This is a genomic window from Haloferax sp. s1 (genome assembly GCF_058382125.1).
Window position 1 is genome coordinate 1 of record NZ_JBZRPK010000660.1, and the last position, 13,051, is coordinate 13,051.

Sequence of the window (13,051 nt, forward strand, 5' to 3'; positions counted from 1 at the left end):
GCAGGAGGCGGAACGAAATCTCCGAGGAGATACCGTACGGGAGGTTCGAGACACACGCCGTGAACTCGGGGAGGTCGGCTTCCAGCGCGTCGCCTTCGATAACCGTAAGGCGGTCGGCTTCGACCGCATCGGAGAACTCACGGCGCAGGTGGTCGGCGAACGTCCGGTCCTGTTCGACGACCGTCACGCGGTCGGCAACTGCGAGGAGGCGGTCGGTGAGAACGCCGGGGCCGCCACCGATTTCGAGGACATGTGAGTGGTCGGTATCATCGGGGAGGTACGTCGGAATTCGGTCGACAACGCGGTCGTCGACGAGAAAGTGCTGGTCTCGGTCCGGGTCGCCGCGGACGCCGGCCCGTCGGATGAGGGCGTCAGGGTCGCGTGCCGCGGCCTCACGAACCTGTTCGCTTCCGTCGCTCGTCATTGGGAGAGATATCGTGTGGGAGCGGGTAAAAGTCCCGTTCCGCTTATCCGTCGTTTCTGACGAACGTCTTGTACTTCACGTCGTTGTCCTGCAGTTCATCGATGATTCGCTCGACAATCACATCTTTCGGATGGTGAAGTCCGGAGACGCGCTCTTGGAGGTCCTCGAACGAGTCGAACGGCCCGTGACGCTTGCGTTCTTCGAGGATTTTGTCCCGGAGTTTCTTCCCGATACCCGGGAGTAAATTAAGCTGGTGGAGTCGCAGGGTAATCGGCTGTGCATCGTTGTAGAAGTCGGTGAAGCGTTGTTCGTTGGCTTCGACGATATCCTCGACGACGTACTCCACCTCGGCGGTTGCGGTGTTCGAGAGGTCATCGTAGGACACTTCCTCGACCGACTGAATTGCTTCACGGGCGGCGGTCGGTGACACGACAAGCCTGTCACCGATACTCACGTCGGCATCTTCTACCAGGGTCAACTCGAGGAGACGGAAGTCCGACTCACCGAGCGCGTACGCGATAGGTTCCGCGTCGAATCGCCGTTGGCCGTCTCCTTGACGCCCGTGGCGGAGTACATCGAGCACGATAACGTACTCGGCCGTGGCGTCGGCGTCACCGCTCTCCGAACGTGTCATGTCAGTAGTTACGGCGAGCCGATATTTAAATAGTAGGCCGCGCCGTCGCGCGGTCAGACGTACTTTGCGACGATGTTCAGAATTTCGTCGAGTTCGTCGCCAGAGAGCGCGTAGCGCTGTTGGGCGAACACCGCACGCAGTTCGTCACGCGACTGCGGCAGGAGGTCTGCGACTTTGATAGCAGTCGGATTGTCGACCTTTTCGAGCTCGGCGAGCTCCTCGACGAGTTCGCGAGATTCCTCGGGGTCGAGGTGGGCGAACCGGTTGACGTGTTCGATTGCACGAGCCAGTTCGTAGCGCATCTCACGCTCTTCGTCGGCAGCGCGCTCCGCCTCAACCTCGGCGAGCAGCTCCTTGACCTCGGAGGTCGTTAGATACTCCTCGTCGAGCTTTTCTTTGAAGATGGTCATCGCTTACTGCTGGGCGCGCAGGTGAGCAGGTCGGGCGATTACCATCTTCTCTTTGCCGCCGTCGTTGATCTGGACCTTGAACGCGCGGCCCTGCTTTCCGACGACCTCACCGGTGAGACCGTTGAAACGCGGGTGGAACCGACCATCACGCACGCTCGGGTCGAGGTTGAGGTGGACCTTCTGGCCCTCCTCGAATTCCGCGATAGCGCGCTGCGGCGGCGAAGTGCCGCGCTCGCGCGGCTTGTTCGAGAGCTTTCCTCGCGTCCCCTTCATCGGACCGTTGGAGCTCGGCATAGTCGTGAGAACGAATACTTGCGTCGTCATTATAAATTGCACGTTACGGAACGCGCGTGTGTTGCCCCCGCGTGGTCGCGCGGGAGGGACGGACTTAACCCGAGTGGGTACGGGGGTTTTCGTATGTCTGAAGACGAGCGACGCATCGAGACGCGCGCCATCCACGCGGGTCAGGAACCCGACGAAGAGACCGGGGCGCTCATGACGCCCATCTACGCGAACTCCACGTACGCACAGGACGGTCCCGGCGACCACCGCGGATACGAGTACTCCCGAACGGGGAACCCGACGCGAACTGACCTCGAATCGAACCTCGCAGCGCTCGAAAACGGGTCGTACGGTCGCGCGTTCTCCTCGGGGATGGGTGCGATAAACACCGTGCTCAACCTGCTCGAAGCGGGCGACCACGTCGTCGCCGGCAACGACGTGTACGGCGGAACCCACCGCATCTTCACGCAGGTCTACGAGAAGTACGACCTCGAATTCGACTTCGTCGAGACGACCGACCACGACGCGGTCCGCGACGCGGTCCGCGACGAGACGGCGCTCGTGTGGGTCGAAACACCGACGAACCCGCTCATGCGCGTCAACGACATCGAAGCGCTGGCGGACATCGCACACGAGGTCGACGCACTCTGTGCCGTCGACAACACCTTCGCGACGCCGTATCTCCAGCGCCCGCTCGACCTCGGCGCGGACATCGTCTCGCACTCCTTGACGAAGTATCTCGGCGGCCACTCCGACATCGTCGGCGGCGCGCTCATCACCGACGACGAAGAACTCGACGAGGAAATCGCCTTCTACCAAAACTCCGTCGGTGCGACGCCGTCGCCGTTCGACTGCTTCCTCGTCCTCCGCGGGGCGAAGACGCTCCCGGTTCGGATGGACCGCCACTGCGACAACGCCCGCGACCTCGCCACGTGGCTCGACAACCACGACGCGGTCGAAACCGTTCACTATCCCGGACTCGACTCCCACCCGCAACACGAACTCGCGGCCGAACAGATGGACGATTTCGGCGGTATGCTCTCGTTCGAACTCGACGGGACGCTCGAACAGGCGTCGACCGTCGTCGAGGAGACCGAGGTGTTCACCCTCGCCGAAAGTCTTGGCGGCGTCGAGAGCCTCATCGAACAGCCGGCGGTGATGACCCACGCGGCCATCCCCCGCGAAGAACGCCTCGAAGCCGGTCTCACCGACGGTCTCATCCGCGTCTCCGTCGGCATCGAACACATTGACGACATGAAGGCGGACCTCGAACAGGCGTTCGACGCGGCGTTCTAACACTCTACACTCGATTTTCCGTTTCAGTGGGTGCCACCCACAGCAGGCGCTCTCGCATGCACTAACGGTTGTTGCCGCCAGTTGGGAACGCGAGTAAGGGTTATTGAGTGTGGGGAAGAATCATTACATATGTCCCAAGAATCGGTCTCGTTGAGCGCAGAGTCTATACAGCAGCAGGCGCAGACCGAGTCGACAGACCACAAGATGGTCGATTCTGACGACCACGAAGGGTCGAGTCACAGCGCAGAGCAGTTCGGTATCGGGCTCACCGCCGGATTCCTCCTCGGAGGTATTCTCGGTGTGCTCACGAACTCGCTCTCGCTCGGCGTGATGCTCGGCTTGACAGTCGGCGTCGTCTTCGGGGTCGTACTGATGGAATATCGCTGACGCTCGGTCAGAAAAACGCTGTTGCTCGGCAGGCGAGTGTGAGAGAAAGGGTCGGTCGTCAGTTCAGATACGGCCGACGTTCTCGACGGAGACGCTTTCGACGCCGTCGACTTCGATGAATGCTTCCTCGACAGCTTCAGTGCCACCAGCATCGTCGGGGACGATGACCGTCGGCAGGAGGGCGACAAGACCGAACGCGACGTCGTCGCGCTCGAAGCCCTTGATCTTTGCACCCTCAGGGAGGGAGTCTTCGAGCAGGTCCTCGAGGTCGTCGAGGTCGAGCTCGGGGCTGTTCGGCATGACCTTGATTTTGGCGGCTACTTTTCCCATGATTATGGACCCATGAACCCGCAGTCGGGGCACTCGTAGAGGTTGCTCTGCTTACGGCACTTGGAACAACGCGAAATCTCTTGGCCACAGTCTGGGCACTTGAACGTCGCGGCGCTCATGCCAGCGATGTTGATGCCGCAGGACACACACTGGTGCGCGTGTCGCTGTTCGGACTCGCTCATACGCTCACAAACCGGCGCACGACTTTTAACCGTTGTCTTTCCGGGTTCTTCCGGGGGAAAACCGTGTGCCGAGTCGACATGGCTCACCCGAGTGCAAGCGGCCCCATGAGCACACTCATTAGATGGATGCGTCGACAACCGAATTTTACCGGGAGGTGCCCAACCCCCGCGGCGACGCCGAGTACGACCACGCCTCCCACGCCCGCAAACGCCCACGAGAGAACGACGAGAAAGAGACAGACTCCGGCGACGAGTCGGCGCTGGTCGAGTCGACCGACGAACACCAACGCGCGGTCACCGAGAATCGGCACTAACATCGAACCGCAGACGCCCGCGAAAATCGTCGTTGGGACCGCGATACCGAGTCCGGTCGGCAGGTCGGCCGCCGAGAGAGCAACGAGTGCGCCCGTTCGCGGCGTCCCCAGTCCAGCCAGCGCGAAAAGTGCGAAGACGGTCGTTGCAGTTGTCGCGGCACTCGTCGCCGTAACGTAGGCACGTGCCGATTCGTCGGGGTCGCTTCCGGGAAGAACCGCGAGCGCGAGTGTTCCCGCGACACCGGCCGAAACGCCCGGAAGGTAGCCCACGAACGCGCCACCGCCCGTGCCCGCGAGAACACTCCGCGCAACGGCCCACGGAGACGTGGCGAGTGTCGTATCGCCCTGTGGAGGGACTCCGGTACCGTGGCGCGCCTCCAGAAGCACCGGCACACCGAACAGGCCAGCTAACAACGGCGCTAAAACCCCGCCGACGGGAAGCGGTCCGACGAAAGAGCGGTCGAGAACGGCGAGTCCGAGACCCGTCGCGGCGGCAACAGTCACTCCGGCGGTGAGTTTCGCCCGGATGGTCGGTTCGGTCCAGATGAGAGCGACCGCGACACCGACGAGAACGACCCACAGGTAGTCACGGATAATCGGATAGCCGTGAACCAGCACCTCGGTGACGGGAACTGCCACAGGGACGGCGAGACAGAGCGCGACACCGCTTCCAAGCGCTGAGAGACGGAGTGCCTCGCGTCCCCGCCCGCCGAGGACGAGTTTGTGGGCCGGGAGCGCACCGGGTGCGAGCGCCGCATCAGGGACGCCGAGCGTTAGCGCCGGAACCACGTCGAGAAACGTGTGAACCGTCGAGGCCGCGAGGACGGCGGCGGCGACGGCGACTGGCGGAGCGGGTATGTCAGCCGCGACGCTGGCGAGCACGAGCGCAAAAGCATTCGCGTGAAGCCCCGGGACGAGACCCGAACACGTCCCGAGAAGGATGCCAACACCGACGCCGACGAAGACGGCGGTCGTCGGGTCGAGGGCGCGCAGCGCGACGAATCCAACCGTTCCGGTGGGCGACATCGCTCCGAGGTGGCCGCGGATTGGGATATGAAGCTACGGACGCGACGGTGCACACTACGGTTACAACCGTTGCGAGCGCTGTCGCTTGGGGAGTGGTGTCAAAAGAAATCAGAGTTATCGAGCGAGCGTTGCCGCGTGTGCGGCGTGTGTCTCGCGAGAGTTAGCCGAAGAGGGCGCCGAGACCTTCACCGTCGGCCTCCTCGTCCTCGTCTTCTTCTTCAGCGGCCTCTTCTTCGGCTTCTTCGGCTTCTTCGGCTTCGTCAGCCTCAGCAGCCTCGACCTCGCCACCAGCAGCGCCGCCCGCAGCGGGTGCGGGGGCAGCGGCGGCCGTCTCGATGGCCTCTTCGATGTCAACGTCCTCGAGCGCGGCGACGAGCGCCTTGGCGCGGGACTCTTCGACATCGACACCGGCAGCCTCGAGGACTGCGGTGATGTTCTCTTCGTTGACCTCTTCGTCCGTCTCGTTCAGGATGAGAGCAGCGTAGACGTATTCCATTGTTGTATTCCTCGTTGTGTGTTGTTAGAACAGGGAGCCAAGGGCGTCGCCGGCGTCTTCGTCGTCACCTTCGTCGTCGGTGTCGTCGGCTTCAGCCTCGTCGGCTTCCTCTGCTTCTTCGTCAGTCGATTCGTCTTCGTCCGCGGCGGGCGCGCTAGGCGCGGAGACACCGCGGAGTTCCTCGGGGAGCGCCTCCTCGTCGTCGATCTTCGTGGCGAGCGCCCGAAGCTGGGCGTCTGCCTTCGTGATAAGCTCCGGCATGAAGTCCGGGCTTTCGATGTTGGCGAAGAGACCGACGGATTTGGCCTCGCTGGTCGCCTTCGCGATGAGCGACGGCGCGGTCTGGGCGGTCGGGTAGACCGCGTTGACCGAGAGGTTCGTTGCGGCGGAAACGGCCGACTGGATGTCGGCACGGTACTCGTCCACGTCGATGGCGAGTTCGTCGGGTTCGAACAGGACGCCTTCGGAGAAGACGCCACGAAGGTCGAGACCGACCTCCTTGGGTTCGATACCGAGTTCTACCAGCACGTTGGCGAGTTCCTCAGAGACTTCCTCGCCCTCGTCGAGGACGTGGGAGTCTTCGGTCACCTTGATCGAGCCTTCCATAATGCGGGCGGAGGCACCGACCTGCTGGAGTTCGCCGACGAACGGACCCGGGTCTACGCCCGTGTCACCCTCGGGGATGACGATGTCGTTCGGGGCAACTTCGCCAGCGTTGATGGGAGCGGGTGTCTTCGACGCTTCGAGCTCCTTGTACAGGGCGAACGGGTTGTCGTTCGTGCCGATGAGGGCGACCTGTCCGGCGATGTACTCCTTGAGTTCCTCGAAGCCATCGTTAACTTCGTCGAGTGCGCGGTTCACGAGCGTGTTACGGCTCATGCGCACTGCAGCCGAACCGTGCAGCTCGCGGCGCATGGCCTGGAGCTGCTTGCTCGGAATGCCCGCGACACCGACGACGCCAACGGATTCGTAGCTGTCGATGAAGTCGACGAGTTCCTCGACTTCGTCACGCTTCCACTGCGGAATAACCTCGGTCTGTCGAGTCCCGGATTCGCTCATGCGGGCACCTCCACGGACGGACCCATCGTCGTCTTCACGAAGATAGAGTCAATGTTGAGGGGGCCCTTTTCGAGCGTCGCTTCGAGACGACGGACGATAACGTCGATGTTCTCCGCGATCTCGTCAGAAGACATGTCGTCCGCACCAACGCGCGTGTGGAACGTGCGTCGGTCACGGGAGCGGAGCTGCACCGTGTTTTTCATCCGGTCCACTGTCTCGACGACGTCGTCGTCGGGCTGAAGTGGGGTCGGCATCTTACCGCGGGGACCGAGAACGGTACCAAGGTAGCGACCGATGTCCTGCATCAGTGCTGCCTCGGCAACGAAGAAGTCGGTCTCGTCGGCAAGGTCTTTCGCCGCATCGGTGTCGTCGCCGAAGTCTTCGAGCTCATCGGGCCCGAGAACTTCGTCGGCGACATCCTCTGCGCGGAGCGCGGTCTCACCGGTCGCGAACACCACAATCTGGGTGTCCTGGCCGGTGCCAGACGGGAGCACGATGCTCTCGTCAACACGCTTCGACGGGTCGTTAAGATCTAAATCGCGCAGGTTGACGGCGAGGTCGACCGTTTCGCGGAAGTTCCGCCCGGGCGCCTCGTCGAGTGCGCGAGATACTGCGTCAACTATTGTGTCTGCCATTATTCACCTCCGTAGTACGCAGGATTGCTCCTACGGGTCAGTGAAACAGGCTACTGCCTGCCTCGTCCGGCAGGACGAGCAGGCTCAACTTAAGTCCGTCGAAGAACGGGAGCCGAAACACCCGAATTCGGGTGTTTCGCGTGCCACCTCCACACACGCAACCAGACGAGAACGCGACGTCTATTCGACTGTCCGGTTTTATGGAGAGAAGAAAGCGGGCCGAGTCGACTCGGCCCGACGGAAAGGGCGGTTCGACCCGACGGAACGATTACTCGTCGTCGAACTGGTCGTCGAAGTCGCCGCCGTCGATACGCTCCTTGAACGTACGGGCGTCCTCGCCCTCGATGGTGACACCGAGCGACGCGCACGTCCCTGCGACTTCCTTCGAGGCGTTCTTGAGGTCGTACGCGAGCAGGTCAGAAGACTTCTGCTCTGCGACCTTCTTTAGCTGTTCGACGGACATGTCGGCGACGAAGTTCTTCTGGGGTTCGCCGCTGCCAGTCTCGAATCCGACTTCGTCCTTGATGAGGGCGGCCGTCGGAGGGACACCGACCTCGATGCTGAACGAGCCGTCGTCATCGTACTCGACGGTGACCGGCACTTCCATGCCGTCGAATGCGTCGGTCTGGTCGTTGATTTCGCCAACGACAGCCTGCACGTCGACAGGGGTCGGGCCGAGTTCCGGGCCGAGCGGCGGACCGGGGTTCGCCTTCCCGCCGGGAACGAGTACTTCGATAGTTCCAGCCATACGTGGAAACACCGTGTGGCGACTTTTAACGGTTTTCTTTCGCCCGGAGCCGTATGCGACAACTACGCACAGTGAAGGGCGCGCTCGTATGCCGGTCGCTTACAGTTCGACGCCGAACGACTCAACGTCGCCAGCGAGCGCCGCTATCGACCCGAGAAGCGCGGCCACGTCGTCGAGGTCGGTCGTCGAGATGACTTCGACCGGCGTGTGCATGTAGCGGTTCGGGATGCCGATGTTGAGAGAGGGAATGCCGGAGCGACTCGTGTAGAAAGCGTCCGCGTCCGTACCCGTGCGGATGCCGTCGGCCTGTAGCTGTACGTCGATGTCGGCCTCGTCAGCCGCGTCGCGGGCGAGTGCGACGACGTTCGGGTGGTTCGCGCTCCCGCGGGAGATGACCGGTCCCTCAGCGAGTTCGACCGGTCCTTTCTGCTTGCCCGGTACGTCCGGGTTGTCGGTTGCGTGCGTTACGTCGACCGCGACCACCGCGTCGGGATTGAGGTCGTAGCCGACCATCTTCGCACCTTGCACGCCGACTTCCTCTTGTACCGTGCTGACGGCGTATACCGTCGCGTCCACGTCGTTCTCGACGGCAGCGCGAAGTCCTTCGGCGGCCGACCACGTGCCGACGCGGTTGTCCATCCCGTTGGCTGCGACGCGGTCGCCCGCGAGGTCGCGGACTCGTGCTTCGACCGTCACGGGGTCGCCGACTTCGACGTAGTCATTCGCCTCGTCCTTGCTCGTCGCGCCGATATCGACGAACTGCTCTTCGAGGTCGTCGTATTCTTCCTCTCCAACGTCGCGGAGGTGGATGGCAGTCTGGCCGATGACGCCGTGGACATCGCCTCCGTCGGCGTGAACTGTCACGTGCTGGCCCTTCGAGACGGTTCGGTCGGCACCGCCGATGGGACCGATGCGGACGAAGCCGTCATCGTCGATGTCGCGGACGATGTAGCCAATCTGGTCGGCGTGGCCGGTAAAGGCGATTTCGGGGCCGTCGCCGGAGCCTTCGTGAACCGCGACAGCGTTACCGTACGCGTCGACGGTTACGTCGTCTGCAAACTGGGAGACGTAGTCTATCCACACGCGCTGTCCGTCGGTCTCGTAGCCGGACGGACTTGGTGTGGTAAGCAGGTCTTCGAGAAATTCGCGTCGGTCGTCTTCCATACTGTTCGTTCATGGGGGACCGGTGAAGAACACAACGAATCCTCGCCGCAGTCTGGTGGTTCAGTGTCGGAGGCGGCTGGACAATTGGCGACAGGTCGACTCGTCGCCGCAACGACTATCCGTTTTCTGAGCGTATTGAAATGTATGGCCGACATTACCCTCTTCGAGGTGCACCTGCACGACGGCTTCGAGTTCAGCCCCACCAACCGCGCCCCGTTCGTCAGCAAGGGCGGAGAGACGGCGGCGGAAGCGGAACTCGAAGGCGAGTACGAAACCGAAGCCGAGGAGGCTGGCGAAGAAAGCGGGTCGAAGAGCCGCACCGCGATGGCGCTGCTGTTCGGTCTCGTCCTCCTCGCTGGCGTCGCGGCCGCAGTTCGCTTCCTCCGCGGCGGCGACGAACTGGCCGAACTCGGCGAACTCGACGAACGTGAGGAAGTCGAAGTCGGCGCGTAACACTGACTCGACCGGAGACCCAACACGACTCGACGGCTTACCCCGTCCTGATTCGGCTGTTTTTCACCCGAAGATACGGCAGCATCTAATCATCAGTGACGACGCCGGTCGGATACGCTTAAGCGAATCCCGTGGAAAGCCCGGAGCATGACCGTTTCGAGCGCTCCCGGCAAGGTGTATCTGTTCGGGGAGCACGCAGTCGTCTACGGCGAACCGGCGGTTCCGTGCGCCGTCGAGCGACGAGCGACCGTCTCCGTCTCTGCCCGCGACGACGACCACGTCCGCGTCCGTGCCGAAGACCTGAGTCTCAACGGCTTCACGGTAGAGTACAGCGGGTCGACCGGCAACCATCCCGACGTAGACGTTCCCACACCGCTCGTCGAGGCCGCGATGGGCTACATCGATGCGGCTGTTGCACAGGCCCGTGACGCCGCCGACGCGCCCGACGCTGGATTCGACATCACCGTCGAAAGCGACATCCCGCTCGGCGCTGGTCTCGGCTCGTCCGCGGCCGTCGTCGTCGCCGGTATCGACGCCGCAACGCGCGAACTGGGCGTCGAACTCTCCCCCCGAGAGATAGCCGACCGGGCCTACCGCGCCGAACACGAGGTTCAGGACGGACAGGCTTCGCGCGCCGATACGTTCTGCTCCGCGATGGGTGGGGCCGTCCGCGTCGAAGGCGACGACTGCCGGACCATCGACGCGCCTCCACTCCCGTTTGTCATCGGCTTCGACGGCGGCGCAGGCGACACCGGCGCGCTCGTCTCCGGCGTCCGCGCCCTGCGCGAAGAGTACGACTTCGCCGCCGACACCGTCTCAACTATCGGCGACATCGTCCGCCGGGGCGAAGACCTCCTCGCCGACGCCGACCCGGAGGAACCCTCCGAAGCGCTCCTCTCCGAACTCGGCCGGTTCATGAACTTCAACCACGGCCTGCTCGAAGCCCTCGGCGTCTCCTCTCGCTCGCTCGATTCCATGGTCTGGGCGGCCCGCGAGGCGGGTGCCTACGGCGCAAAACTCACCGGTGCAGGCGGCGGCGGTTGTATCGTCGCGCTCGACCCCACGCCCGAGACGCAGACCGCACTTCGGTTCACGCCGGGCTGTGAGGATGCGTTCCGGGCCGAACTCGCAACTGAGGGCGTTCGTGTCGAAGAGCCGCCAGCGTCGGCAGCATCGGCAGAATCGAATGTGGGCGACGACCAGTCCCCGGAGGGGTCGGCGTGAGCCTCGTCGTCCTCAAACTCGGCGGGAGCGTCGTCACCGACAAAGACGAACTCGAGACGATCGATAAAGACGGTCTTGCCGCTGCTGCAGACGCCGTCGCAACCCTTGCAGAATCAGGGCAGGTCGTCGTCGTCCACGGCGCCGGAAGCTTCGGGCACCCCCACGCCGCCGACCACGACGTCTCCTCGGATACAGGCACGCACGACGAAATCGGTGTCCGTGCCATCCACGATGCGATGAAGCGCCTGAACGACGCCGTCCTCGACGCGCTCGCGGAACGAGGCGTCTCTGCCCTCCCGGTTCACCCACTCTCGGCTGGTGCGCGCGAAACAGATGGGTCGCTGTCGCTCTCACTCGCCGCAACTGAGACGATGCTCGCCGAAGGATTCGTCCCGGTTCTCCACGGGGATGTCATCGCGCACGCGGGCGAGGGTGCAACCATCGTCAGCGGCGACGACCTCGTGGTCTCGCTGGCGTCCGGTCTCGACGCCGACCGCGTCGGTCTCTGTTCGACCGTCCCCGGCGTCCTCGATACCGACGGAGCGGTGATTCCGGAAATCACCGCGTTTGCGGACGCAGCAGACGCGCTCGGCGGGTCGGAATCGACGGACGTGACCGGCGGCATGGCCGCGAAAGTTCGCAAGTTGCTCGCGCTCGGCGCACCCGCCCACGTGTTCGGTCCCGACGGACTCTCCGCATTCGTCGCTGGCGAGTCGCCCGGCACCGTGATTCGCGGGGAGTAGCGGAAGAAACCCGATTTTCGTATCGGTCGCTCTCAGAGCGACAACCGTTCAGAATTCGACGACTAACCCGTCTTCTGCGACCTGTACGTCGCCGTCGAAGTGGTCACTGACTCGCGCTTCGAGGTCGTCGGTGACGCGGTCGGCGTGCGGGTACAAGTGCGTGAGAATGACCCTGTCGATGTCGTACCCGGCGAGCGTTTCACCCACTTTGCTCGGCGTCGGGTGGTTCGAGACGTCCACGTCGTCGGGGAACGAGCAGTCGTGGACGAGGACAGAAGCCCCGTCGGCGAACTCGGCGAGTCCGTCGAACGCCTCGGTGTCGCCGGAGAAGACGAAGTCGGATTCTCCCATTTCGTGCGTGAACCGGTACGCGAGCGTCGGAATCGAGTGGCGGACTTCGTAGCCGAGCACGTCGAATCCGGTGATACCGAACTCGTGGGGACCGACCTCGCGGACCCGAATCTCTAATCGGCCTTTCAGGTAGTCGTGTACGTCGAAGAGACCGTCGACGAGCGCCTTCGTCCCCTCCGGCCCGACGATTTCGAGATACTCTTCACCGGCAAGCCAACGGGCCTTGACGAGGGGCATGAGGTCCGAAACGTGGTCGAGATGGAGGTGTGTGAGGAGCACCGATGAGATGCCTTCGTACCCAACCTCGGTCTCGGCGAGTCGAGCCAGCACGCCCGACCCGCAGTCGACAAGGAGCGCGTGCGTGTCCGATTCGAGCAGCAGTCCGGTCTGAGCACGACCGGAAACGGGCATCGCACTACCAGTACCGAGGAATGTGACGCGCATACGCTCAAATACCACGTCTCGGCCGTTAGTCCTTGTGCTCAAGTCGGCCGCAACACACGTTCGTCCCGGTTCGATGATGACGGGACATAACGACGACTGACGGGGCACAACCCTCATACCTGCGCAGGCTAACCCCGAAGTAATGACCCAGCGTGGCCGTTCCCTCCTCACCGCGAAGGGGGACGACTACGAATTCGACCCAGAAACGGTGTCCGTCGCCGACGAGGGCGTACTCGACTTACTGGAACCCGCCGTTCAAGAGTGGTGGGTCGACCAGTTCGGCGAGTTCGTCCCCGGCAACGGCGGCTTTTTCACTCCGCCGCAACGCGGGGCGATTCCCCTCATTCACGAGGAAGAAAACGCCCTCATCTGTGCCCCCACGGGGTCGGGAAAGACGCTCGCGTCCTTTACCGCCATCATCAACGAGTTGTTCCGCCGCGACCGGGAGT

19 protein-coding genes are annotated in these 13,051 nt (G+C 63.3%); 6 read left to right on the plus strand and 13 right to left on the minus strand.

Annotation, left to right across the window (positions count from 1 at the left end; genetic code table 11):
* The 4 genes from QT222_RS15470 to QT222_RS15485 all read right to left on the minus strand — a co-directional run.
* Nucleotides 1–424 (minus strand): rRNA adenine N-6-methyltransferase family protein (locus QT222_RS15470; protein ID WP_491477678.1); only part of this gene is annotated, 424 nt, incomplete at its 3' end.
* A gap of 43 nt (nt 425–467) precedes the next feature.
* Nucleotides 468–1,058: a DUF655 domain-containing protein gene (locus QT222_RS15475; protein ID WP_491477679.1), complete on the minus strand. Its 591-nt coding sequence runs from the start codon at nt 1,056–1,058 to the stop codon at nt 468–470.
* A 53-nt stretch (nt 1,059–1,111) separates the two neighbouring features.
* Nucleotides 1,112–1,468, minus strand: coding sequence for an RNA polymerase Rpb4 family protein (locus QT222_RS15480; RefSeq protein WP_004060238.1), 357 nt, complete (start codon nt 1,466–1,468; stop codon nt 1,112–1,114).
* A 3-nt stretch (nt 1,469–1,471) separates the two neighbouring features.
* Nucleotides 1,472–1,762 carry a 50S ribosomal protein L21e gene (locus QT222_RS15485; RefSeq protein WP_004060239.1) on the minus strand — a complete coding sequence of 97 codons (291 nt, stop codon included), beginning with the start codon at nt 1,760–1,762 and terminating at the stop codon, nt 1,472–1,474.
* Nucleotides 1,763–1,885: 123 nt separating this feature from the next.
* On the opposite strand from QT222_RS15485, the gene QT222_RS15490 reads away from it, so the two are divergent.
* Nucleotides 1,886–3,046, plus strand: a complete 1,161-nt coding sequence (locus QT222_RS15490; RefSeq protein WP_491477680.1) for a cystathionine gamma-synthase — start codon at nt 1,886–1,888, stop codon at nt 3,044–3,046.
* 129 nt (nt 3,047–3,175) lie between these two features.
* A complete protein-coding gene (locus tag QT222_RS15495; RefSeq protein WP_004060241.1) occupies nt 3,176–3,433 on the plus strand; it encodes a glycine zipper domain-containing protein in 258 nt (85 codons plus the stop codon).
* A 63-nt stretch (nt 3,434–3,496) separates the two neighbouring features.
* Here the strand turns inward: QT222_RS15495 and QT222_RS15500 are convergent, their stop codons facing one another.
* From QT222_RS15500 to QT222_RS15535, 8 genes are all read right to left on the minus strand, one after another.
* The gene (locus QT222_RS15500; protein WP_004060242.1) at nt 3,497–3,763 is read right to left on the minus strand and encodes an elongation factor 1-beta; all 267 of its coding nucleotides are present in this window, start codon (nt 3,761–3,763) and stop codon (nt 3,497–3,499) included.
* Between the two features lie 2 nt (nt 3,764–3,765).
* Complete coding sequence (locus tag QT222_RS15505; protein ID WP_004042997.1) at nt 3,766–3,945, minus strand: HVO_2753 family zinc finger protein; 180 nt, start codon at nt 3,943–3,945, stop codon at nt 3,766–3,768.
* Nucleotides 3,946–4,028: 83 nt separating this feature from the next.
* Nucleotides 4,029–5,285, minus strand: coding sequence for a tripartite tricarboxylate transporter permease (locus tag QT222_RS15510; RefSeq protein ID WP_491477681.1), 1,257 nt, complete (start codon nt 5,283–5,285; stop codon nt 4,029–4,031).
* 160 nt (nt 5,286–5,445) lie between these two features.
* Nucleotides 5,446–5,781: a 50S ribosomal protein P1 gene (gene rpl12p / locus QT222_RS15515; RefSeq protein WP_004060244.1), complete on the minus strand. Its 336-nt coding sequence runs from the start codon at nt 5,779–5,781 to the stop codon at nt 5,446–5,448.
* A 24-nt stretch (nt 5,782–5,805) separates the two neighbouring features.
* The gene (locus tag QT222_RS15520; protein ID WP_004060245.1) at nt 5,806–6,840 is read right to left on the minus strand and encodes a 50S ribosomal protein L10; all 1,035 of its coding nucleotides are present in this window, start codon (nt 6,838–6,840) and stop codon (nt 5,806–5,808) included.
* Complete coding sequence (locus tag QT222_RS15525; protein ID WP_004060246.1) at nt 6,837–7,475, minus strand: 50S ribosomal protein L1; 639 nt, start codon at nt 7,473–7,475, stop codon at nt 6,837–6,839. Before QT222_RS15525 ends, QT222_RS15520 begins: the two co-directional genes overlap by 4 nt.
* A 268-nt stretch (nt 7,476–7,743) precedes the next feature.
* A complete protein-coding gene (locus QT222_RS15530; protein ID WP_004060247.1) occupies nt 7,744–8,223 on the minus strand; it encodes a 50S ribosomal protein L11 in 480 nt (159 codons plus the stop codon).
* A gap of 99 nt (nt 8,224–8,322) precedes the next feature.
* Complete coding sequence (locus tag QT222_RS15535; protein WP_004060248.1) at nt 8,323–9,387, minus strand: M20/M25/M40 family metallo-hydrolase; 1,065 nt, start codon at nt 9,385–9,387, stop codon at nt 8,323–8,325.
* A 144-nt stretch (nt 9,388–9,531) separates the two neighbouring features.
* Here QT222_RS15535 and QT222_RS15540 point away from each other — a divergent pair, with 144 nt between their 5' ends.
* From QT222_RS15540 to QT222_RS15550, 3 genes are all read left to right on the plus strand, one after another.
* Complete coding sequence (locus QT222_RS15540; RefSeq protein ID WP_004060249.1) at nt 9,532–9,840, plus strand: hypothetical protein; 309 nt, start codon at nt 9,532–9,534, stop codon at nt 9,838–9,840.
* Between the two features lie 147 nt (nt 9,841–9,987).
* The gene (gene mvk, locus QT222_RS15545; RefSeq protein WP_491477682.1) at nt 9,988–11,064 is read left to right on the plus strand and encodes a mevalonate kinase; all 1,077 of its coding nucleotides are present in this window, start codon (nt 9,988–9,990) and stop codon (nt 11,062–11,064) included.
* Entirely contained in the window at nt 11,061–11,807 is a 747-nt protein-coding gene (locus QT222_RS15550; RefSeq protein ID WP_004060251.1) for an isopentenyl phosphate kinase, read from the plus strand. The genes mvk and QT222_RS15550 overlap by 4 nt, the downstream gene beginning before the upstream one ends.
* A gap of 48 nt (nt 11,808–11,855) precedes the next feature.
* Here the strand turns inward: QT222_RS15550 and QT222_RS15555 are convergent, their stop codons facing one another.
* On the minus strand, nt 11,856–12,602 hold the full coding sequence (locus QT222_RS15555; protein WP_491477683.1) for an MBL fold metallo-hydrolase: 747 nt from the start codon (nt 12,600–12,602) through the stop codon (nt 11,856–11,858).
* 142 nt (nt 12,603–12,744) lie between these two features.
* Here QT222_RS15555 and QT222_RS15560 point away from each other — a divergent pair.
* On the plus strand, nt 12,745–13,051 hold a 307-nt coding region (locus tag QT222_RS15560), incomplete at its 3' end, for a DEAD/DEAH box helicase (RefSeq protein ID WP_491477684.1).